The 20,906-nt window shown below is 63.5% G+C and carries 20 protein-coding genes and 1 pseudogene; 2 read left to right on the top strand and 19 right to left on the bottom strand.

Going from position 1 to position 20,906, the window contains the following annotated elements:
* Positions 1–33 precede the first annotated feature (33 nt).
* Positions 34–618, top strand: coding sequence for a sigma-70 family RNA polymerase sigma factor (locus NKH78_RS10450; RefSeq protein WP_502899790.1), 585 nt, complete (start codon positions 34–36; stop codon positions 616–618).
* 11 nt (positions 619–629) lie between these two features.
* Here NKH78_RS10450 and NKH78_RS10445 read toward each other — a convergent pair whose 3' ends face one another.
* From NKH78_RS10445 to NKH78_RS10395, 11 genes and pseudogenes are all read right to left on the bottom strand, one after another.
* Positions 630–806, bottom strand: coding sequence for a hypothetical protein (locus NKH78_RS10445; RefSeq protein ID WP_254818813.1), 177 nt, complete (start codon positions 804–806; stop codon positions 630–632).
* 179 nt (positions 807–985) lie between these two features.
* The gene (locus tag NKH78_RS10440) at positions 986–1,204 is read right to left on the bottom strand and encodes a hypothetical protein (protein WP_023676213.1); all 219 of its coding nucleotides are present in this window, start codon (positions 1,202–1,204) and stop codon (positions 986–988) included.
* Between the two features lie 222 nt (positions 1,205–1,426).
* A pseudogene (locus tag NKH78_RS10435) lies at positions 1,427–2,131 on the bottom strand (class I SAM-dependent methyltransferase); the annotation flags it as partial.
* 59 nt (positions 2,132–2,190) lie between these two features.
* Complete coding sequence (locus NKH78_RS10430) at positions 2,191–3,180, bottom strand: GNAT family N-acetyltransferase (protein WP_352505433.1); 990 nt, start codon at positions 3,178–3,180, stop codon at positions 2,191–2,193.
* A 7-nt stretch (positions 3,181–3,187) separates the two neighbouring features.
* The gene (locus NKH78_RS10425) at positions 3,188–4,252 is read right to left on the bottom strand and encodes a glycosyltransferase family 4 protein (protein ID WP_352882816.1); all 1,065 of its coding nucleotides are present in this window, start codon (positions 4,250–4,252) and stop codon (positions 3,188–3,190) included.
* Positions 4,253–4,272: 20 nt separating this feature from the next.
* Positions 4,273–5,205, bottom strand: a complete 933-nt coding sequence (locus NKH78_RS10420) for a glycoside hydrolase 5 family protein (RefSeq protein ID WP_352505431.1) — start codon at positions 5,203–5,205, stop codon at positions 4,273–4,275.
* Positions 5,198–5,959: a TIGR04290 family methyltransferase gene (locus NKH78_RS10415; protein WP_352737248.1), complete on the bottom strand. Its 762-nt coding sequence runs from the start codon at positions 5,957–5,959 to the stop codon at positions 5,198–5,200. The genes NKH78_RS10420 and NKH78_RS10415 overlap by 8 nt, the downstream gene beginning before the upstream one ends.
* Before the next feature lie 2 nt (positions 5,960–5,961).
* A complete protein-coding gene (locus NKH78_RS10410) occupies positions 5,962–6,762 on the bottom strand; it encodes a nucleotidyltransferase family protein (RefSeq protein ID WP_352737247.1) in 801 nt (266 codons plus the stop codon).
* Complete coding sequence (locus NKH78_RS10405) at positions 6,762–7,865, bottom strand: CgeB family protein (RefSeq protein ID WP_352701929.1); 1,104 nt, start codon at positions 7,863–7,865, stop codon at positions 6,762–6,764. The genes NKH78_RS10410 and NKH78_RS10405 overlap by 1 nt, the downstream gene beginning before the upstream one ends.
* A gap of 15 nt (positions 7,866–7,880) precedes the next feature.
* On the bottom strand, positions 7,881–8,477 hold the full coding sequence (locus NKH78_RS10400; RefSeq protein ID WP_352737246.1) for a histidine phosphatase family protein: 597 nt from the start codon (positions 8,475–8,477) through the stop codon (positions 7,881–7,883).
* The gene (locus NKH78_RS10395) at positions 8,474–9,577 is read right to left on the bottom strand and encodes an inositol-3-phosphate synthase (protein WP_352505425.1); all 1,104 of its coding nucleotides are present in this window, start codon (positions 9,575–9,577) and stop codon (positions 8,474–8,476) included. Before NKH78_RS10395 ends, NKH78_RS10400 begins: the two co-directional genes overlap by 4 nt.
* A 158-nt stretch (positions 9,578–9,735) precedes the next feature.
* On the opposite strand from NKH78_RS10395, the gene NKH78_RS10390 reads away from it, so the two are divergent.
* Positions 9,736–11,568: a hypothetical protein gene (locus NKH78_RS10390; protein WP_352882813.1), complete on the top strand. Its 1,833-nt coding sequence runs from the start codon at positions 9,736–9,738 to the stop codon at positions 11,566–11,568.
* A 243-nt stretch (positions 11,569–11,811) separates the two neighbouring features.
* On the opposite strand, the gene NKH78_RS10385 is transcribed toward NKH78_RS10390, so the two are convergent.
* Genes NKH78_RS10385 through NKH78_RS10350 form a run of 8 tightly spaced genes read right to left on the bottom strand, consistent with a single transcriptional unit; the run spans position 11,812 to position 20,768 of the window.
* Complete coding sequence (locus NKH78_RS10385) at positions 11,812–12,858, bottom strand: UDP-glucuronic acid decarboxylase family protein (protein ID WP_352701920.1); 1,047 nt, start codon at positions 12,856–12,858, stop codon at positions 11,812–11,814.
* A gap of 23 nt (positions 12,859–12,881) precedes the next feature.
* Positions 12,882–13,991 (bottom strand): CgeB family protein, encoded by a 1,110-nt coding sequence (locus tag NKH78_RS10380; protein WP_352701918.1) that lies wholly within the window; start codon positions 13,989–13,991, stop codon positions 12,882–12,884.
* Complete coding sequence (locus NKH78_RS10375) at positions 13,988–15,082, bottom strand: CgeB family protein (protein ID WP_352701915.1); 1,095 nt, start codon at positions 15,080–15,082, stop codon at positions 13,988–13,990. Before NKH78_RS10375 ends, NKH78_RS10380 begins: the two co-directional genes overlap by 4 nt.
* The gene (locus tag NKH78_RS10370; RefSeq protein ID WP_352737244.1) at positions 15,079–16,209 is read right to left on the bottom strand and encodes a CgeB family protein; all 1,131 of its coding nucleotides are present in this window, start codon (positions 16,207–16,209) and stop codon (positions 15,079–15,081) included. The genes NKH78_RS10375 and NKH78_RS10370 overlap by 4 nt, the downstream gene beginning before the upstream one ends.
* A 2-nt stretch (positions 16,210–16,211) precedes the next feature.
* Positions 16,212–17,312, bottom strand: a complete 1,101-nt coding sequence (locus tag NKH78_RS10365) for a glycosyltransferase family 4 protein (protein WP_352701911.1) — start codon at positions 17,310–17,312, stop codon at positions 16,212–16,214.
* Positions 17,297–18,589: a TIGR04295 family B12-binding domain-containing radical SAM protein gene (locus NKH78_RS10360; RefSeq protein ID WP_352737243.1), complete on the bottom strand. Its 1,293-nt coding sequence runs from the start codon at positions 18,587–18,589 to the stop codon at positions 17,297–17,299. The genes NKH78_RS10365 and NKH78_RS10360 overlap by 16 nt, the downstream gene beginning before the upstream one ends.
* Positions 18,586–19,665, bottom strand: a complete 1,080-nt coding sequence (locus NKH78_RS10355) for an NAD-dependent epimerase/dehydratase family protein (RefSeq protein ID WP_352737242.1) — start codon at positions 19,663–19,665, stop codon at positions 18,586–18,588. The genes NKH78_RS10360 and NKH78_RS10355 overlap by 4 nt, the downstream gene beginning before the upstream one ends.
* A complete protein-coding gene (locus NKH78_RS10350) occupies positions 19,662–20,768 on the bottom strand; it encodes an NAD-dependent epimerase/dehydratase family protein (RefSeq protein ID WP_352737241.1) in 1,107 nt (368 codons plus the stop codon). Before NKH78_RS10350 ends, NKH78_RS10355 begins: the two co-directional genes overlap by 4 nt.
* Positions 20,769–20,906 lie beyond the last annotated feature (138 nt).

The raw sequence follows: 20,906 nt of genomic DNA, 5'->3' as shown, positions 1-20,906 counted from the left end.
CTCGCGAACTCATTCTGGACGGGAGCTGAACCATTGCCACCCACAGCCTACGCCTTGGCGACCCGCGAAGCCGAAGAAGTTTCCATCGTCGACCTCATACCCGCTTTGAGGGCTTTCGCCCGCACCTTCTGCCGCACTCCCGATGATGCCGACGACCTGGTCCAGGAGACGCTGACCAAGGGCCTGGCCAACATTGACAAGTTCGAAGCTGGAACGCGCATGAAGTCATGGCTCTTCACGATCATGCGCAACACCTACTACACGCGTGTCAGGGCCGCCGTGAGGGAAGCGCCCGGCCTGCTCGACTGCGCTTCGCTGCGGCCGATCTCGGAAGCGACGCAGGAATGGTCCGTACAGGGCAAGGAAGTCCACCAGGCCATCCAGAGCCTTCCCGAGCATCAGCGCGAGGTTCTGATGCTAATAGGCGTGCTGGGCGTCAGCTATGAGGAAACCGCCGAAATATGCGGTTGCGCGGTGGGAACCGTGAAGAGCCGGCTCAACAGGGCCCGCGCCGGCGTGCTTGAATACCTAGGCGAAAGTTCCTCGCAAACCCTGATGGAAAGGCGCAGCTATCTGTCCGAAGGACAACTGGACTTCGACGCCGAGAGGCGCCGCTAATATATGTCACGTTAGTTACTGGTTCCGCGCAAGCGTCTTTCGACAAGCGCATGCTGCAATTCGATCGCAAGTTTGGTCAGCCGGTCAGGAACCCTTTCCTGCTCGATTGCCGCAAGCAAGGAAGCGATTTCCCGGTCTATCGTCAGATCGGCGCGCGTGCCGACGGAATCTTCCCTTGCGCGAGACATCGCGTTCTCTTGGCAAATGTTGGTCCCTTCATCTCACTCTGGTGGCAACAGTGCGAGTTTGCAAGAATTTGCAGGCCATCCATGCGACCGGCTTCGGTCCTTGCACAGCTTCGTCAGCGGTTGGGCTCTCGCTGCGTTTCAATTGCTCACCGGCTGCAAGCCATATGCTGCCGCAACGATCAGTCTTCAGGCCGCCGATCCGCTGAATGATCCTGGTACTGCTCCGATTTAACCCGATTGCCGTCGAGCCCACGCTCCTTGGTGTGCTGCTTCTTGTCTCTGTTGGACAGAACGGCGTTCTCTCCGATCTTGTCCTTGGGAAGATCGGTCATCGCGCCAGCGCCGGCGCCTTTGCCGTGACTGCCGCGACCGATGTGCTTCTTGCTGCCGGACGCCATCTCGTCCTCCTTCCTGCTGTCGAATAGCGGCTTTTCTCGTTCGGCATCCGAACCTGCGTTGGGCCGCAATGTTCCGCCGGAAATCGTAAGCAGGAAGGCATCGCCATCCCAGTGCCGGAACGGCTTTTCGCCGTCGACGACAACTTGCATGCCATTTGCGTTGGCGAACTTATGGACATCGGCGCGATCCAGCGCCGGCGATCCGCGATATGAATAATTCAAAAGCACGGCCATGCCTGGCCTCTTCAGCACGCGTGCGATTTCCACAAAATGTCGTTCCGCGAGGCCGGCCAGCACCAGATAGGGAAAGCTGTCGACGGCCAGCACGCGGTCGAAGCTGGCATCGCGAAAATCGGCAAGGTCGAAACCGCGGGTAGGGCGGAATTCTACATTGCCGAGCCCGGCGCATCGCCGGCGGGCGATCGAGATCATCGCCGGGGATATATCGCTGCCGACGATCCGGTGCGATAGAGCAGAGAGCACCTGTTCGAACCGACCGATGCCACAGCCGATATCTAGTATGTCGCGGTCGGTACCGGTAAAGCCTCGCCTCTCCAGCCATGTAACGATCTCAGCCGTAGCGGCCGCGAGGTTTTCCTCATTGCCCAGCGATGACAGCTGGACGCTCGCCGCCGGGGAGATCGCCGCCGCCGCGTCAAACCCGGCCGCCAGCCGCTTGACGACCGCATCATCGGTCTCGCCACCGCCACGCTCGTGCCGAACGGCAGCACCTATTTTGCGCAGCGTGGCGAAGATCTCAGGCCTGCGCTGAAGCAGGTCCGCGATCCGTTGTAATTTTGCCGTCTTTCGCGGATCGGCCGAATGCGTGTTTTGTGCAATCTTCGCCAGTTCTGCGGGTTCGATTCCTGTCTCGAAACGGAGAGCCAGCCTGGCGATGACGGCTTCGACGCCGGCACCGTCTGCCATGCAGTCCTCCAGCACCCGCCTTGCTGATGTCGACCGCCGAGGTCCTGGCTGGGTCGCGCTCATCGCCCTTTGCTCCGCGTCCAGATCTTGCGCATCGTCCACCGGTCGACGGCGCCCCAGCTGTATTTGTAGGCCTCTTGTCCGCGCAGAAAATCGAACTCTTCCGCGCCTTCGCAGATCGCCTGCCTTATCGCCTGGCCGATGAGCAGCGCGCCGGGACTTTCATCGGCATAGGCCGGATCGAAGCCACCGAGATAAGCGTAAGCGCGGCCCCGATGATGGAACCCGTAATAGGCGCCCACGATCACGTCACCGATGGTGATGAGCCAGCATCGGGCAAGCACTTGTGCGACCAGTTTCGGCAGCGCCTGACGGTGGAATGCTTCCACGCGGGAATCGGACAGAACCCCGTCGCCGTGTCCGGCCCAGCGCGCGCGGTGAAGGCGGATCAGGTGATCGAGGAATGTCTGCGGATCGGACAAAGCGGGTTCGATGGAGACCCTGCCGCGTCTCGACGCGGCCCCGAGGGCGCGGCGCAATTGGCGCCTCCGCCGCGCCGGAACACAGCCTTGAAGCGTCTGGTCGCCGACGAGAGCGAGCACCGGGCAAGCGGCATGACTGACGGCTTGGCACGATTCGAGCGCGGCATGCCTGATGGCAAGGCCGGCGCCGCCGGGAGGCAGGTCCTGCAAGATCCACTGCGACCAGCCGAGGGAAAGAACCGTGTCGGCGATGGCGACGGCGACCGGTTCGGCGGTTTCGGGAATACAAAGGACGTCCAGATAGTCGCTCAACGAAATGCCGAGCGGAAGCAGCCGCGCGCCGGCGTCCTGGCGTTCCAGATAGAGTGGCGCCAGGCCGACCAGATCGTCGCCACTCCAAACGGCGACGGTCGCTAGCTCGCCGGGAGCGAATGTCCGCCACCATGGCAGTAACCATGCGGGAGACTGGAACGGCGTCGCCGAGGGACTGCGCGACCAGAGTTCCCACCAGTGTGGCTCAAGGGCTTCGAGGCCGGCCGGATCGTCGATGATCTCACCGCGGAGCATGTCCCGCTCACTTCGCCGTCGCGAGCTGCCTGCTGTCTGTGCCGAGCCGTGCCAGCGCCCGATAGGCGTCCATGTAGGAGGAAACCATGCGGTCGAGTGAAAAGCGCCGCCGCGCCTCGGCCCGGCAGGTCTCGGGATCCAGGCCGGCCGCGGCAAGGATGGCTTGCGCCATCTCGTCGACATCCCCGACCAGATACCCGGTCTTGCCGTGCTCAACCACATCCGGCAGTGCGCCATTCGGGAAGGCCACCACGGGTGTGCCGCAGGCGAGCGCCTCCATGGCCACGAGCGAACTGGTTTCCGCGGCGAGGCTCGGGATGACCAGGCATCGGGCTGTGTTCAGCAGGTGCCGCTTGGCGACAAAGCCGACCGGACCAAGGAAGCGGCGCCGGTCGTCCAGCCGAGGTTCGACCTCGTCGCCAAAATACGCGGTGTGGGTTTCGTAAGGGTAGACTTTGCCGCCGATGACCAACGGCACACCGGCCTTCTTGGCTGCGTCCAGCGCCAGATGGATGCCCTTTTCCGGGCAGACGCGGCTGAGCACGAGGGCAAAGTCGCGCTTGGCCTGCCGCTCGCTGAGCGCGTCGATGTCCACTCCGTTCGGGATCGGTTCGATGAGCCTGGCTCCCGGCGGCGCGGTTCTTTGCTGAGCCGCTGATACCGCATGCAGCCACAGATCCTCCCGTGTCGGATTGAGAGCGTCGGCCGGATACCAGTCGAGCGGCAAGTGCAGGGTCACCAATGTCGGCCCGTCGCCCGGCAGATAGGCGTCGAAATCGATGCCGTGCAAATGAACCACGTCGATTGGCCAGCGAGCGCGTGCGGTAGCGATTGCAGCGCGATGAGCACGCTGCGCCCGGCGCTTCGCCGCTTCATCGAGCACGCCCGGTTCGGCCGGCGTCTCGATGAGAGTGCCCGCAGCGCTCGAGCCCTGGCAACCGATCACGATCGAGCGGTGTCCGGCCTGTACGAGCGCCTGGTCGAGCATCGACAGCACCTGCTCGGCACCACCGACCGCATCCGGCCCGACCGGGGCGAGGGGATAGGCGACGTTGAGGACGGTGAGCGTCATGGCGGGAGAGCCGAAGCTCCTCACGCCGCGGAGGCGCGTAGCCTGCCGACGGAGGGGGCAGCGATGCTGCCGGCATAGCGGCGCGTCATTGCCGCGCAGAACTCGGCGAATTCCTCCGGCACCAGCGGCGGACTGCTGTGGTGCGGCATCATTCCGCGATGCTCCGGCGTGAAGCAGAAAGTAACGGTAACGTCGAAGTCGGCCAACGCCTCCATCTGCCGGTCGAACCAGTCAAGCGCGTTCGGCCTGAAGCTGTCGGCCCAGGAAAGTCCGGTACGCAGATTGGTGACGCCGAGGCGTTTCATCCAGGCAACGGCGTCATCAAGCCGGTGATCTTCGAAATGGAACCACTGCACCAGTCCTAATGCCGGCGTGTGGTGCAGGAACTCCTCGAGCGCGGGCTTTGGCGTGCCGTCCTGGCGAAGCAGGCCCATGTAGAAATGGCGATAGTAAGACGAGCCTTCCGCCTCGCGATGGCGCGTCGTCGCTTCCCACTCGCGCGGCAGGTCGTAGAGGCTGTACCATTGGATGCGCGGTGCGTTGCCGATCAGCAATTCCGCGGTCCGGCGCAGGCCCCAGACCTGTACCTCCTCGGCGCCGAAGGTCGACACGCCGACCTCGCTGACCCATACCGGAAGATCGGTGACAGCCGAGATCTCGCCGACCTTCTGCGGCCATTCGTGGATCTGCCAGAGGTTCCAGTCGAGCGGAAAGCCGTGTACGGCGACCGCGTCGACGTGATCGAGCACGCCGAATTCCTTCATCCGGGTCATGAAGCCGGCATCGATCGGCGAGATGCCGCCCAGCACCTTGGTCAAGGCGGGATTCTCCGCCGCGATCGCGTCGGCGGCCAGGATTGCCGTAGCGGCGAAGCGGCTCCAGTCGGGGTCGAGCTCGGGATCCCAGTGGGATTTGTTGTTGGGCTCGTTCCAGATCATCGCGGCTTCAATCATTTATCTGTCCTTTCGACGGGTAGACGGCGCCGCCGCCGGCCGGCACGTCGGCGGTGCGGCAGAAATAGACCTCCTGTTCCGGTTGCAGCACGATCTTGAAGCCGGCGCTGCGAAGCATGGCTTCGGTGCAGGCGCGATTGGGAATCCACCAGTTGGTCGGGTCGTCGGCGTAACGATGCTCGATGAAATGCAGCTTTGGGAATTCCGGCCGGTCGAAAAGGTCGTGGGTCCAGAAATGATAGTTCTGCTCGAGCGCCGGCACGTTGGTGCTGCCGCGTTGCATCGACTGGAAGATCATCAGGTCGTCGGCGACGTGCTCCCGGATCAGATCGAGTGCGAGCAGAGGATGGCGCAAATGGTAGAGCACGCCCATGAACAGCACGATGTCGAACCGCTCATGCAGGGCGCCAACGTCGTAGACCGAGAGCTGCCGGAATTCGATGTCGCAGTCTGCGACCTCGGCGGCAAAGCGCGCCTGCGCCAGGTAAGCTTCATCGAAGTCGATGCCTAGCACGCGGCCGGCGCCGCGACGTTTCATCTCGATCGAGTAGAAACCCGCATTGCAGCCTATGTCGAGCACCGCCTTACCGGAAAGATCGGCGGGAATCGCGCCGGCGAATTTGCGCCATTTGATCAGCGGATAATTGCCAAGGAAATGGTCGGGAGCGGTTTCGATGCCGGCCAGCTCCATATTGTGGAACCATGGGCCGAGCGCATCGATACGGCGGCGGATCTCGGCATCGGAATGCAGCATGGCTAGCCTCCTTCGCCTGCGAGGATAGGGACGTGCTGGTGGCCGGGCAGCGTAATGGCGGCTTGGTCGTCCTTGGTACCGGCGGCGCTTTCAAGCAGCCGCAATGCGGTGCGGTAACCGTTGAAGGTGCCGACGTCGACATAGGCGGTGCCAGCCTTGATGCCATAGGCTTGGCCACCGGCGGCGAGATAGGCGTTGACCAGCGTGCCGATATATTCGTCGCACCGGTCCCGTTCCCGCCACAGCGCGGCGAGCTGATGAAGGGTGCGGCCGGGCATCTTGAACGCACCCCAGATCCAGTTCGACGCGGCATTCTGTTGCTTGACCTGGATTTGCTTCACCCGGCCGTCCTCGTCGACAATGACGGCATCGAAGAACTCCGGCTGGTCCACCGGAAACAGCAGGAAGGACAGGCCGTCGTCCGGGAGGGCCAGGAACCCGTCTTCGGGAAACCAGATCGTGTCGGGCAACCCGACCAGAACGGTCTCGTCGGCTGCGACGAGCGGCGCGGCGCGGAAGATGGCGTCGCAAAGGCCGACCGGAGAGGGCTGCACCACAAACAGCGCGGCCGCATCGGCATAGCCGGCAGAATAATATTCCAGGATATCCGACTTACCCGAGCCGATGACGAAACAGATCTTGTCGGCCCCAGCGCGCACCATGCGGCGCACCAGGTATTCGCTGACCGCGCAAGGCCGCTCGGTGTTGCCGTCGATGCGGCTGCCGACCGGCAGAAGCTCCTTCGAAAAGCCGAGCGGCTGGATGCGGCTTCCCCGTCCGGCTGCGGGCACGATGCCCAACATCAAACTGCCTCCTTCAACGGCTCGCCATGCGTGGAGCCGTGCAGTGCATCGGACAGGATGCGGTCGAATTCCTTCGCGCGCCGCGCCGAGGTGTGTTCGTCCAGCACCCGCTCGCGCGCACGGCGGCGAATCGCGTCAAGCTCGGCGTCGGACAGGTCGAGCGCCGCGACCACGTCGTCGGTGCTGTTGGCCACGACGATCTCTTCACCGGGCCGGAAAAAGGCCTCCAGTCCGGGCCATGTGTCGCTCACCATCGCAGCCCCGCAAGCGGCGGCTTCGAACAGCCGGCCGGAAGGACACCAGCCCCGTTCGGCCATCGCCTCGCGGGTCACGTTCAGGGTCATTCGTGATGATGAAAAGAAGGCGGGGTGGTCGGCCGGCGGCAGATGCCGGACGAAGAAGATATTGTCGCTCCACGGGAATTCCTGCGGATATTGTGCGCCGCCAATAATGAAACGGTGATCCGGCAGGCGCGCAGCCGGGCTGACCAGCAACCTCTCGACCCCGGCCTGGCGGTCTGCCGCATAGGTTCCAAGATAGGACAGGTCGCCGGCAAACTCCGGCCTGGGCGGGGCGGGCCGGTGTCGCTCTGGATCGACATGGCCGTAGAGCGGCATGACGCGGCGTGCACCCAGCGTCGACCTCAATGCGTCGATCGCGGTTCCTCCCGTGTAGCTCAGCACGAGATCGAAATCGCGAAGCCCTTCCGGCCCGAAATAGGCCGGAGGCTCGCCTTGTTCGATCCGCGCCAGCGTCACCGGCGTGTCCAGATCGTAGAAGACCTTCAGCCCGCGACAGGCCTGGTGAGCAAGGCGCGACGCGCTCACGGCATCGGGGCAATAGGAGGTGACGATGACGACATCGGCCTCTTTCATCGCCTGCTCGGCAACGCGCTGGATGTCCTCCCAATCCGGGTAAAGGACAAGGTTGCCGCCATCCAACTGGTCGAGATCGCGTGTACCGGCATAATAGGGAGTGTTGCGTTCGAAGAAGGTGATGGACCAGCCCAGCCCGGCCATCGCCCGGATCAATCCGCGCCACAGCGTGGCGTGGCCGTTGCCCCACGACGATGTCACGGTAAGACCGAAAATGACCATGCGCATCCGGCAAATTCCTCGTCAGGCAGCTTCGTTGAGTCTGATCAGCTTCGACCCCCAGTCCCCCCAAACAACTGTGGTGATCGACGCTGGGTCGATATCGAAGCGAAAGCAGTTCCCCAGCGACAGGCCGAGCACTTTGCACACCGCGGCCTTGATGACGTCGGCATGGCTGACCAGTGCAACGGACTGGTTCTGGTAGGTGCCGCGGACCTGTTCGATCAGCAAGACGACGCGTTGCTGCACGTCCAGCATGGTCTCGCCGCTCGGCGTTCTCGCCTGCTGACGCTGGTCGTTCCACGCTCGCCAGTCGGCATCCTTGTTCAGCTCCTCGAAGGTCTTTCCCGACCAGGTGCCGAAGTCGATCTCATCGAGTTCCTCGCGGATCACGATTTCACCGGCATTGCAGGCAAGCGCCATCGGATTGGCAGTCTCCTGCGTGCGTTCGCGCGGGCTGCAGAAGATTGCCGCTACCGGCTCGCGTGCCATACGGTCAGCCAGATGCGAGGCCTGTGCCCTGCCGGCCTCGCCGAGGCAAACGCCGGCCATCCGCCCGGCAAGATAACAGCCGACATTGTCATGCGCGGCGTGGCGCACCAGAAAAAACGTCGTCGTCATTCCGCCGCATCGAGCATCGGCTCGTCCTTGCCAGCGATGAAAGAGAGTGTGCGCTGGCGGGCTTCCGCGTCGGTGAACTGCTCGGGCGGCGATTTCATGAAATAGCTGCAGGGGCCGGTCAGCGCGCCCGCGATGCCGCGGTCGAGCGCCAGCTTGGCGCAACGCACCGCATCGATGACGACGCCGGCCGAATTGGGCGAATCCCACACTTCCAGCTTGAGCTCGGCATTCAGCGGCACGCCGCCGAAGGTCGTGCCTTCGACCCGGATATAGGCCCACTTGCGGTCGGTCAGCCATGGGACATGGTCGCTCGGCCCGACGTGAATGTTGCCGGGCTCCAGGGGAACGTCGATCTGGCTGGTGACGGATTGCGTCTTTGAGATCTTCTTTGATTCCAGCCGCTCGCGTTCCAGCATGTTGAGGAAGTCGGTGTTGCCGCCGAAATTGAGCTGGTAGGTGCGATCGATGCGCACGCCGCGCTCACGGAACAGGTTGGCGAGCAGCCGGTGGACGATCGTCGCACCGACCTGGCTCTTGATGTCGTCGCCGATCAGCGGCAGCCCGTGCTGCTCGAAGCGCCGGCGCCACTCCGGCCGCGAGGCGATGAAGACTGGTATGCAGTTGACGAAGGCGCAGCCCGCCTCGAGCGCGCACTCGGCATAAAAGCGTGTTGCCTCCTCCGAACCGACAGGCAGATAGGACACCAGGATCTCGGCGCCGCTTTCGGCGAGGATGTTGCCGACATTGGCGACCGGCTCGTCGGCCTCCTCGATCTCGTCGCGCAGATATTTGCCGATGCCGTCCAGCGTCGGTCCGCGTTCGACGCGAACGCCGGTAGGTGCAACATTGGCAAAGCGGAAAGTATTGTTGGGCGCGCTGTAGATCGCGTCTGCCACATCACGTCCGACCTTGCCCTTGGCGACGTCGAAAGCGCAGACCACCTCGATGTCCTTGACATGGTAGCCGCCAAGATCGGCATGCATCAGCCCGGGTATGGGCTCATTGCTCCTTGCGTCGCGGTAATAGGTGATGCCCTGAACAAGGGAGGAGGCGCAGTTGCCCACGCCGACTATTCCGATCCGAACTTTCTTCGATCCCACGAAACCGCTGCCTATGCTGTTGAAGGTAAGTTCTTCGTGCCAAACCGCCTTCCTCCCGGATTGTTCCTTGCCGGCTGTAAAAATCGTGCAACCGACGGTGGATCAAAGTAGCGTCGGCCGAGTTGTGCAGCGGGGGATGAGGCCAACCGGGACGGACAATGATCGTCTATGGCGACCACAAGCAAACTGAGAGCGCGCGATATGTTCGCGCCTCGGCTCGCGACGCGGCCGGGCACATCGCGGACATGCCAAGCGGGATCGGACGGCACGCAGCCCTGGTCGGCCTGTTCATCAAGGTCTCGGAATTGGTCCAGGGCCTTGCCGACGCGGAATTCGAGGCCAAGGGCACGGACAGGAATTCTCCACAACGGATCGCGGGCGCAAATCTCCTGGTCGGCTTGGCCCGGGACGTGGGCAGATCGTGGAGGGCCGGATTCGCCGTCGACGGCCCGGTCGATGCCGAAGTGCCGCGAATGTTGGCCGAACTCGAATGCGATGGCGACATTCTGACCGGCGCGGCTGAGGGCTACGCTCATTACGGGCTTTATCCGGAGAGCTATTTCGTCGCCGCGCGGCAGTCGGGTCTCGATGCGAACACATGCGTAATCGGCATCCGCAGCATCGGCCTGGGGCTTGCAGCGATGGTGGCTGCAGCCATCGGCGCGCCAGCACCCGTCAGCGTCCGTCCGACCGGCCATCCGTTTCGCAGGCGGCTTGCCGCCGATCCGGAGCTGATCGGCGGCTGGATGACGAAGCCATCGGCCCGCTTTGCCATCGTCGATGAGGGCCCGGGTCTGTCCGGCAGCTCGTTCCATGCCGTCGTCGCATGGCTACAAGCGCTGGGCATCGATACCAGGCGCATCCATCTGTTCCCAAGTCATTTGCGTGGCCCGGGCCCCGAGACATCGGCGGACATCCGTGAGGCATGGACGGTGTGCCAAAAACACACCGCGGATTTCGAACGGACTTTCCCCGCTGGATCCGCTCTGCCGGCGCTGCGGGATTGGGTGGCTAGAATGATCGGCCGCACAGCGGTCAGCCTGATGGAAATATCCGCCGGAGAGTGGCGTCGCTTGCATTATGGCTCGCAGGATCATTGGCCGCCCGTTCATCGCGGCTTCGAGCGGCGGAAGTTCCTCGCTTCCGCGGGCCGGGAAAAATGGTCGGTCAAATTCGTCGGCCTCGGTGAAATCGGAATGCACAAGGCCGAGACCGCCAGGAGGCTGCACGACGCAGGCTTTGGCCCGGAAGTCGCCGGGCTGTGCCATGGCTTTCTGGTCGAACGCTGGATCGACGGCACAACGCTGGACCGGGCAACGCTTTCGAAAGAAAAATTGGTCGCTCACCTGGCGGGCTATCTCGCCTGGCGCGCAGCCAATCTGCCCGCCTCGGAGCCAGGTGCCTGGCTGGAGGCGCTTGCGGACATGGCCGTGCGGAATACAAGTGAGGCGCTGGGCGAAGGCCGCGCGGCGGAGCTGCAGACCTGGTTCTCGAAACAGGCTCCACCCAAGACCATGCAGCGGGTCGAGATCGACGGGCGGCTTCACCCGTGGGAGTTCATCCTTTCGCGCAGTGGAACGCTGGTCAAGACGGACGCCCTCGATCATTGCCGATCGCACGATCTGATCGGCTGCCAGAACATCGCCTGGGACATTGCCGGCGCCCGTGTCGAGTACAGCCTCTCCGACCCGGCGACTGGGGCGCTTTGCAAGGCCGTGGAAGCGAGAGCCTCCCGTCCCGTCCATGCCAATCTGGTCCACTACTATGAGCCCTGCTATCTTGCGTTCCAGCTTGGCTTGTGGAGCATGGCTGCACGATCTGGCGATGATCGGGAACAGATCCGGCTGGCGGCCGCGGCAAGACGTTATACCTCGATGTTGCTTCGTTTCCTGGAGAACCAAGGGGAGCTGCGGCCCTTCGACCAGGATCAGTCCAGCCGGCGAAGCATATCCGCTTCCTTTTCGAGGATGGCGACTACCTCCTCGCGCTGAAGATGCGTCATCATCAGGCTCACGCAACATTCCAGATAGGTGATGGAGGCGCGCCGCAGGAAGGCAGCCGTCTCCTTTGCGGCCATTTGCTCGATGTCTTTGGCGGATCGCTTCGGATGCACAATCGTCTCCATGCCGGTACCTTGGCAGAACCAGAAGCTGGACGGGTTGTTCCCGCGACGAGAAAAAGTGACCAAATCCGAAACGACCGCGCGATCATGCAGCGGCCAGACGCTCCCCGCCTCAGGCCGGCAGGTTTTGCAGCCGGCCTGAGGCAGAACGTACGGTGGCGGCAATTTGACGTCTTCTGTCGATCATCTGCGCCGTCTCAAGCTCGGCAAAATAGCCGATCGTGTGCATCAAACCTTGCCTGAGCGGCACTTTTGGCGACCAGCCGAGAAGCTTCCTTGCGCGGGAAATATCGGGTTGCCGACGACGAGGATCGTCTTGCGGCAGCGGCAGGAATTTCACGTCCGATTTGGTTGCGGTCATGCCTCTCACCAGGCTCGCCAGTTGCAGGATGGTGAACTCCCCCGGATTGCCCAGATTGACCGGCTTGCGTGGATTGGGATCGACCTCCATCAACCGGATCAAGCCGTCGACCAGATCGGAAACGTAGCAGAACGACCTCGTCTGCAGCCCGTCGCCGAATATCGTCAGCGGCCGTCTCTCGAGTGCCTGCATGATCAGATTGGAAACGATCCGTCCGTCCGCAGGGTCCATCCTGGGACCATAGGTGTTGAAGATGCGCGCGACACGGATATCGGCTTTTCCCATTCTCAGATAATCGAAGCATAGGGTCTCGGCGGTGCGCTTGCCTTCGTCATAGCAGGCGCGGGGGCCGATGCAGTTCACGTGGCCGACATAGTCTTCCTTCTGCGGATGCTGTTCGGGATCGCCATAGATCTCGCTGGTGGACGCCTGCAGGAAGCGGGCGCCACTACGGGCGGCAAGCTCCAGCAGATTGAGCGTCCCGATGACACAAGTCCGCGTCGTGTGGACCGGGTCGGCCTGGTAACGCGGCGGCGAGGCCGCGCATGCCATGTTGAAGATGCGATCCACCGGTTCGCCAGGCTCCAACGGCCGGCAAATGTCTTGCTTGATCAGCCGAAAATCCGGACGATCGGCGATCGATGCTATGTTCTCCATGCGGCCGGTAAGGAAATTGTCGACGCAGATCACGCGCCAGCCGGCCTGGAGCATTGTCTCGCAAAGATGCGAACCGAGGAAGCCGGCGCCGCCGGCGACAAGCACGGTCTTGGTCCGTTGCGCCTTTCTTGATAGCTGCATCTCTATCTTCTCCCGTCTGCGGGTCATGCTGCGCTCTCGACGTCCAGATCGAGAACAGAACGTGGCGATTTGGCTTGCGCCAGCAGCGCAACGAATTCGCGGGCTCTTGCGATGCTTGTGTGAGCTGCCAGGATGAGCACGCGCGCCTGCGTGGCCATGGCAAGCCGGGCGCCGTCGGATTCTCCAGACAGGATACCGATTACGTCCTCGGTCCTGCGCGCCGTGTGAATCGTCCGCCCTGGAAACAGGCTGTCCAGTCCGGCCCAGCTATCGCTGATGATCGCCGTGCCGCAGGCCGCTGCCTCGAAGAGGCGCACGCTGGGCGACCATCCGGCCGCGATCATGGAACTGCGCGTGACGTTCAACGTGTAGCGTTGGCGGCTGTAAAAGGCGGCATGGTCTGCCGGCGGCAGGTGTTCGATGCGATCGACATTGTCCGGCCAGGCGATTTCGCGCGGATATTGCGAGCCGGCAACGACGAAGCGACGCTCAGGCATGCGACGCGCCGGTTCGAACAGCAGGGCCTCCAGCGTCGCCTGGCGGTCGGGGCTGTACGTGCCGAGATAGCCGAGATCCCAGCGGATTGGGTCACCGGTTCCGTGATGCCGTTCCGGGTCGACGGAACAGTAGAGCGGCTCGGCCCGCCTCGCGCCGAATTCCGCAGTCAGACGGGCAAGCGTCGGCCCGCCGGTAAAGGAGAAGTAGACATCGAAATACGGGACCTGCCGCCTGGCAATATACTCGCAATCATCGGTTGAAAGCTTTGCCAGCGTGACCGGCGTGTCGATGTCGTAGAAGCAGAACTGACCTGTGCACAGCGATGCCACGACGTCGATGATTTCAGGACCTTCGGGAACGAAGGAGCCGACGACCACGATATCGGCATCGCGCAGGCAGCGCGCAAAATTGCGGCGAAGATCATCGGTCGTTTCATAGTAGCGCAACGCGCAGAAATCGGGGTCGCGCAGATCCCGGTGACTTGCGTACCACGGCACGTCGCGTTCGAGAAAGGTGACGCGGTGACCGAGTTCGTGGAGACCTTTAAGCAGCCCCCGAAAGGTGGTGGCGTGGCCGTTTCCCCAGGACGAGGAGAGCGACAGGCCAAGAAAGACGATGTCGAGCGGCTTCGTCATTCGGCCGCCTCCACGGTCGGACGCTCGAAATGGCGCCTGAAAATGGCGTCGGCCAAAACGGCCCGTGTCGTATAGGTATGTTCGCCAAGTACCCGCCGAAGCGCGGATGCCCCGATCGCCTTGGCCTGTTCGGCGCTAAGGCTTTGCATGATCTCGGCGACGTCCTCGCCATCGCGCGCGACCAGGATTTCCTCGCCGGGTTTCAGGAACAGGTCCACACCGAGCCAGGCGTCGGTGATGAGGCACGCGCCGGCGCCGGCTGCCTCGAACACGCGCGTCGCAGGTGAAAAGCCATTGGCCGCCATGCTGTCGCGGCTGATGTTCAGCACCGCCTTGGCCGTGACGTTCAGAGCATTGTGGTCACGCGTGCCGACATGGCCGAGCCATCGGACATTGGCGGGCATCTGCTTGTCGCCCCAGCCAGATCCGCCGAGCAGGAAGCGCTGATCGGCCGAGCGGCCGGCCGGGTCGAGGAAGAAGGCCTCGACGCGCGCCTCGCGGTCCGGCAGCCGGTTGCCGAGGAAGGCGAGATCGCAGGCAAAACGCATATCTTTGCCGACCGGATGATGCGTTTCCGGATCGAGCGCATTGTAGATCGGCACGCATTCGGCCGCTCCCATGGCCCGATAGGCCCAGACCACCGGGTCGCCGCCGCCATAGGTCAGCACGAGGTCGATTTCCTGCAGCGCGCGATGCAGCGGATGGTCGGGCTCGTCGCGCAACTGGCCGAGCGTCGCCGGCGCATCGACATCCCAGAATACGGTCAGCGCATCGGCACGGGCGTGATCGAGCACCGCCCGCAACAGCGCGTCGTCGGCGAAACCGACGCCGCTTGCCTTGACGACGATATCTGCCTCCGCCGCCCGCGCGGCCACCTGCATCATGGCATGCGGGGTGGCCTCGTAGACGACCACGGCACACCAGTCCGGCGCCTCGATGTCGCGGTTTTTCTGGCGATCGTAGACGTCCGGCTCGTAGAAGGTGATGTCATAGCCGAGCCTTGCCAAGGCCTTGAGCAGCCCGCGGTAATAGGTTGCCGCGCCGTTCCAATAGGACGACAGCAGACTCGATCCATAGAATGCGATCTTCATTCGGCGGCCTCCTTTGCAAGGATCGTGTCGGCGGCTTGGCGGTGCCCGCATTCGGCGAGCACGCCGAACAATTCATCCGCCCGGTGCCGGCATGTGTGCCGCAAGCGGATGGTCTCGAGGCCCGAGGTCGCCAGAGAAGCGGCGAGATCCGCATCGTGCAGCACGGCGCGAAGATGACGCCGCATCTCGAAGCCATTATTTGCAAACAAGAAATCGGTGCCGGGCCTGAACAAGCGTTCGACATCGGACCAAGGCGCCGAAACAAGCGGAATGCCGCAGGCGAGCGCCTCGAACATGCGGATGGTCGGGATGCCGGGCAGGCTTTCGCGATATGGACGCCGCGGGATGTGAACCGTGATGCGGTTCGCCGCGAATGCCTTCGGCACGTCGGCATTGGCGATCCAGCCTTCGTAGCGCAGGCCGGCGGCCGCAAGGTCGGCGAGCGCCTCCGGCGGATAGCGAACGCCGTGGACGGTTCCGCTCAGGCCGAGCTCACGCACCGGGCCGACCAGGAACTCCCTGATTTCGGCGCTGCGCTCGTCGTCGCCCCAATTGCCGATCCAGATAAGGTCGGAACTACGCTCGATTTCAGGATGCGGCTGGAACAGGTGGTCATCGGCTGCCTCGTGCCAGGTGAAGACCCGCTTGCCCCATCCGGCACGGAGATAGCTTTCCCGCAGCGCCTCGCCGAAGGCGAGCACGCCGTCATAATGTTCAAGCCGCAAGGAGGAGATCGCTTGCGTGGCCGATATGGCGCGATGGTGCGTGTCGTGGAACAGCAGCGTGAAACGCCCGCCATTCGCTTTCACCCTGCCCAGCCGCGCGACAAGATCCGGCTCGGTCCACTCATGCACGATCACCACATCGGCATCGGAGATCCAGGCTTCGTGGTCGAAGGCGGCGTCATAGGTGACCGGCATCAGCTCGGGAAAGTCGTTCCGGAATCGTTCGATGGCGAAGGATCCTTTCTCGGCCAGCAGGTTCGACCGGCTCCAGCCGTCGGCGGGCTCCAGCGCGATAGCCTGGTGCCCGCGCGCGACCAGCTCACGCATGATGCCCCGCAGGAAATGTGCGTTGCCGTGGTTCCAGTCGGAAACGATCGAATGGGTGTAGAACAAAAACCGCATAATCAACTACCCGCCATGGTGGCCAGGGCCGCCTTGTCGTAGACGCCGCGCATGGCGGTCGCCTGTCTTGCCAATGAAAATCTACGGCTTCGGCGGGCCGCTGCCTCACCGAGTTCTCGCCGGCGCTGCGCGTCACTGCACAGGCTGCTGATGCATCTGGCGAGATCGCTCGGATCGCGCGCGTCGTAGAACATGGCCGCGCCGTCCCACAGTTCGCGATAGGTCGAAATATCGGCGAGCACCAAAGGCGTCTTCGACATCGCGGCTTCCAGCGTGGCCAGACCGAACGGTTCGTAGCGCGACGGCGATACGAAAATGCCGGCCCGCGCCATCAGCAGGCGCACTTCCTCATGCGGTACCGGCCCGACGGGAACGGCGTGGCTGAAGCCAACATGCTGGCCGTCCGGGCCTTGCAGCGAGCCGGCGACGAAGACCGGCCATTGCGTGCGGGAAGCGGCCCGGTCCAGCACCGCCGCATTCTTTCCCTCGTCCCACCAGCGCGCAGCGGCGAAAACGACCGATTCCCGCCTTTCGCTCTTCGGCCCGGGCCGTGCACCGTTGCCGACGACGCTCAGGCGGGCGATCGGCCCGTAGCAGGTTTCCAGCATGTCGGCATGGCTGCGGCTGGGTGCAACGACCATGCCTGCGTCATCGAAACCGCGCCGGTTGCGGTCCTTTTGCCAGGCCCAATCGCCGTCCGCCGCCTGTCCTTTGACGGCGTGGAACCATGTCACCACGCAGGAATGCGACACCGCCACGACCGGGCAGGGCACGTCGAGCCCCGCAGCCTGCGTCGGCGCGTTGAGATGGACGATTTCGATGGCGTAGTCACGGATGAGCGGGAGCAGCTCCTGCTGCAACGCGTCGAGGTCTTGCTCGTCGCGGGTCATCCAGTCGGGCGGCGTGTTGAGCCAGGTCAGCGCCGCGAATGACTGGGCCTCCTCGGCCTGCTGCCTGGACGGTTCCGGACCAAGCCCGGCAAGCACGACACTGTCGCCTCCGGCGACGAGTTGCCTGGCCAGATCGAGCGCATAGCGCCAGACGCCGCCGACGGCATCGACAGTCATCAGGATGCGACGCGGCGGGCTCAGTGTCCGCAACATGTGGCCTCCAATTCAGCCAGCGGACGCGGACGCTTCTCCTGGATGTCGCTGAACGTCCGGAAGGATGCGAGGTAATGTTCATGCGCGCGCTCCCAGGCGAGATCGTCCGGCTCGCCCCAAAGTTCGCGGTAGCTGGGCGAACTCGGATAAGGATAAAGCGGCACCGGTTCGTTGGCCCAAACGCCGTTGTCGATCAGGTGCTTTCGCCAATAGTCGACCAGCGCGGGATCGTCTTCGACCACGCCGATGAGATTGGCCTGAACGAACGGCACATGGCGCCTGGCGTCGACCAGCAACGCAGCCAGTTCCTCGGTGCCCAGCCGGCAGCGTTTTGCCAGCATGGCGCGGCCTTCCACCGTCAGGCTTTCGAGCCCCGCCTCGATCGAGACGCAGCCGGCGGCGCCAAGCAGTTTCAGCAGTTCCGGTTTCCAGAGGTCGATCCGCGTCTGCACGCCGAACTTCACATCGCGATCGACCAGCGCTTCCAGCAATGCCTTTTGTGGCAGGAATATCTCGTCGATGAAGTAGATGTAGCCGACGCCCTGTGCGATCAGCCGGTCGATCTCGGCGATCACCGCTTCGTGGTTCCGACGGCGATAGGCGTCGCGGAAATCGATCTTGGCGCAGAAGCTGCAATTATACGGGCAGCCGCGCGAAGCCTCGACCTCGGCGCCAAAGCCGACCTGGTTGTCGTCGAAGCGGTGATGGTGGTGCGAATGGGCGGCAATCCAGTCCGATGGCCATTCGAGCGCTGGGTGATCGATGAACGAGCTCGCATGCGCGCTGCCGTTCGAAACCAGTTCTCCATCCTCAAAATGGGCGGTGGACGGCACAGCATTCCAGTCGTCGCGCCGGGCGAGTTCCGCGACCACTTCCTCGCATTCGCCGCGCACGACAATGTCGACGCCAAGCTTGCGCAAAGGCGGCGCCGGCGTCGCCGAGCCATGCGGCCCGACGGCGACGGTGCGGCCGCCGCGCCCGGCAAGATGGTTGAGAAACTCAGCCGGCACGCGCAACTCGGGCGGTGCGCAGCGCCAGAACAGGTAGGTCGGCGCGGTGCTGACGACGGTCATATCAGCCTCGAAAGCGGCGACGCGATCGGCAAGCGCGGCGTTGTCGAGCTTCTGGATCTGCCCGTCCAGCATCAGCACCTCGTGACCGGCGGCTTCGAGCAAGGCTTTCGAATAGCCGAGTTCGAGCGGCAGATGCGGCTGGCGGCAGCCGAAATAGATGCTGTCCTGGTAGGTCCAGGACGGATTGACCAGAGCGACCTTCATGCTACGTACCTCGCCGGTTCGGGATGCGGGTCGGCGCGATGACGCTGCAGCCAATCGGCGAGGTCGCGGATGCCGTTTCGCCACGAGACATGCGCTTTCCATCCCAGCGCCGCCTCGATCGCGCGTGTGTCGGCGACGAAGAACGGTTGGTCGCCGGTGCGTTCGCGGTCGTAACGGATCGAAACGTCCCGTTTCGTTATGTCGCAAATCTCCTTCAGTAGCATGCGCAGGCTGACGGCGTTTTCCGGTCCGCCGCCGAGATTGAATGCCTGGCCCTTGATTTCCTCGATCCGGTCGAGCACCGCGCGGTAGGCCGCGACCGCGTCGGCAACATGCAGGATGTCGCGCACCTGCTTGCCGTCGCCATAGATGGTGATCGGCCGGTCGGAAAACGCGCTAAGCAGGAAATGGGCGACCCAGCCCTGATCCTCCGTCCCGAACTGGCGCGGTCCATAGATGCAGCTCATGCGCAGCACCGCCGTCGGCAGATCGTATGACTTGGCGTAGTCGAGGACATACTGGTCCGCCGCGCCCTTGGAGCAGCCATAGGGCGTGCAGAAATCAAGGCCGCGCGTCTCGTCAATGCCGTGCGCCTGGATGCTGGCGTCGCAAGGCGCATATTTGCCGTCGTCTTCGCGCATCGCAATGTCAGCGAGCCGCCCATAGACCTTGTTGGTGCTGGCGAAAACGACGGGGATGCGTTTGCCGCTGCGGCGAGCGGCTTCCAGGACGTTGAACGTTCCGCGCAGGTTGATGTCGAAATCCTCGTCCGGCCGAACCAGGCTCGTGGTGACGGCGGTCTGCGCGGCAAAGTGGAAAACCGCCTTCGACCCAGCCACCAGCGGCATCAGCGCCTCCGATTCGCGGATGTCGATGATTTCAGTGGTGAGACGGCTGCCGTGCTTTTGCGTCAGCCATTCGAGGTTCTGCTCGACGCCGGGACGGCTCAGATTGTCGATGACCAGAACCGGTTCGCCATCCGACAACAGGCTGTCGGCGAGGTTGGAGCCGATGAAGCCGCTGCCGCCGATAACGGCGACGGGCGCTTCGCGAAAATCGGGTGAATCCGGTCTCATGATACCAGCCCTCGCGCTTCGAGTTCCCGCTTCATCTCGGCGCTGCGATCGATGGCGACGGTGTTGCGCACCCATGCGACGAAATCGCCGAGCGAATGCTCCAGCCGGTATTGCGGCTGGAAGCCGAGCAGTTCGCGCGCCTTCGATATGTCGGCAAAGCAATTGCGGATATCGCCGGAGCGTGCCTTGCCGAGGATTTCCGGCTGGCGGCCAGGCACGCCCATTGCTTCGGCGAGCAGCCGGGCGACGTCGCTGACTGCGTAGGCCCGCCCGCTGCCGATGTTGATGACGTGGCTGCGCGCCTGGGGCTGTTCCAGCGCCAGCCGGAAGGCGCGGGCAACGTCGCGCACGTGCACGAAATCGCGCTGCTGTTCGCCGTCCTCGAAAATCAGCGGTCGCTGGCCATTGGCGATGCGCGAGGCGAAGTTCGCCAGGACGCCGGTATACGGGTTCGAGAGCGCCTGTCCGGCGCCGAAGACATTGAACAGGCGCAGTGCCACCGCGTCGATGCCATAGGCTTCACCGAAGATCAGTACGGCGCGTTCCTGGGCGTATTTTGTCAGCGCGTAGATCGAGGCGAGGTCGACCAGTTTCTGCTCGTCGGTCGGCAGCGGCGATAGGACTTCGCCTTCCGGCGACAGGGGATTCCATTGGCCATTGCGGATGTCGTCCAGCTGCCGTCTTGCATTGTCGATGCGCCGGCCGTCCGGCGTGGCATAGAGACCCTCGCCATAGACGCTCATCGACGAAGCAACGACGATCCGTTCGATCGGGCGTTTGATCAGCGCTTCCAGCAGCGTGGCGGTGCCGAGGTCGTTGGCGCCGACATAGCGGGCGATCTCGTACATGGACTGGCCGACACCGACTTCGGCCGCCAGGTGAATGATCGCGTCGACATCGGCGACCGCCTCTGCGATGGCCTCGCGATCGCGAACGTCGCCTTTGATCAGCTTGGCGCCTGGCGGCAGGCTGATTGCCTCGCCGCCATGCACCTGGTCCAGCAACGCATCGAGAATTGAAACCCCATAGCCATGTTCAACGAGTTCCTGGGCGACGTGGCGGCCGATAAAACCGCAGCCTCCCGTGACCAGTATACGTTTCACGACAACTCCTCATACGAATGGCTTTGCCGCCCCAAACTTCCGGGCGAAAGGTTTGTTCCCTTGCTTCAACAAAGTTCCCGAGCGCTGCGCTCCGGAAGCGACCGCCTTGGGCTGGGCACGGGAACATCGAAGCGCGCT

The organism is Mesorhizobium sp. M0910, from assembly GCF_040319465.1.
Classification (GTDB): Bacteria; Pseudomonadota; Alphaproteobacteria; order Rhizobiales; family Rhizobiaceae; genus Mesorhizobium.
The sequence above is the reverse complement of the archived record's forward strand: the minus strand, read 5'-3'. Positions and strand labels throughout refer to the sequence as shown.

Excerpts from the sequence above, each read along its gene's own strand:
- NKH78_RS10425 (WP_352882816.1), bottom strand. The coding sequence starts at position 4,252 with ATGACGCTCACCGTCCTCAACGTCGCCTATCCCCTCGCCCCGGTCGGG.
- NKH78_RS10360 (WP_352737243.1), bottom strand. The coding sequence starts at position 18,589 with ATGAAGGTCGCTCTGGTCAATCCGTCCTGGACCTACCAGGACAGCATC.
- NKH78_RS10440 (WP_023676213.1), bottom strand. The coding sequence starts at position 1,204 with ATGGCGTCCGGCAGCAAGAAGCACATCGGTCGCGGCAGTCACGGCAAA.
- NKH78_RS10355 (WP_352737242.1), bottom strand. The coding sequence starts at position 19,665 with ATGAGACCGGATTCACCCGATTTTCGCGAAGCGCCCGTCGCCGTTATC.
- NKH78_RS10420 (WP_352505431.1), bottom strand. The coding sequence starts at position 5,205 with ATGATTGAAGCCGCGATGATCTGGAACGAGCCCAACAACAAATCCCAC.
- NKH78_RS10430 (WP_352505433.1), bottom strand. The coding sequence starts at position 3,180 with ATGCTCCGCGGTGAGATCATCGACGATCCGGCCGGCCTCGAAGCCCTT.
- NKH78_RS10410 (WP_352737247.1), bottom strand. The coding sequence starts at position 6,762 with ATGTTGGGCATCGTGCCCGCAGCCGGACGGGGAAGCCGCATCCAGCCG.
- NKH78_RS10385 (WP_352701920.1), bottom strand. The coding sequence starts at position 12,858 with ATGCAGCTATCAAGAAAGGCGCAACGGACCAAGACCGTGCTTGTCGCC.
- NKH78_RS10400 (WP_352737246.1), bottom strand. The coding sequence starts at position 8,477 with ATGACGACGACGTTTTTTCTGGTGCGCCACGCCGCGCATGACAATGTC.
- NKH78_RS10415 (WP_352737248.1), bottom strand. The coding sequence starts at position 5,959 with ATGCTGCATTCCGATGCCGAGATCCGCCGCCGTATCGATGCGCTCGGC.
- NKH78_RS10380 (WP_352701918.1), bottom strand. The coding sequence starts at position 13,991 with ATGACGAAGCCGCTCGACATCGTCTTTCTTGGCCTGTCGCTCTCCTCG.
- NKH78_RS10445 (WP_254818813.1), bottom strand. The coding sequence starts at position 806 with ATGTCTCGCGCAAGGGAAGATTCCGTCGGCACGCGCGCCGATCTGACG.
- NKH78_RS10405 (WP_352701929.1), bottom strand. The coding sequence starts at position 7,865 with ATGCGCATGGTCATTTTCGGTCTTACCGTGACATCGTCGTGGGGCAAC.
- NKH78_RS10370 (WP_352737244.1), bottom strand. The coding sequence starts at position 16,209 with ATGCGGTTTTTGTTCTACACCCATTCGATCGTTTCCGACTGGAACCAC.
- NKH78_RS10365 (WP_352701911.1), bottom strand. The coding sequence starts at position 17,312 with ATGTTGCGGACACTGAGCCCGCCGCGTCGCATCCTGATGACTGTCGAT.
- NKH78_RS10375 (WP_352701915.1), bottom strand. The coding sequence starts at position 15,082 with ATGAAGATCGCATTCTATGGATCGAGTCTGCTGTCGTCCTATTGGAAC.
- NKH78_RS10390 (WP_352882813.1), top strand. The coding sequence starts at position 9,736 with ATGATCGTCTATGGCGACCACAAGCAAACTGAGAGCGCGCGATATGTT.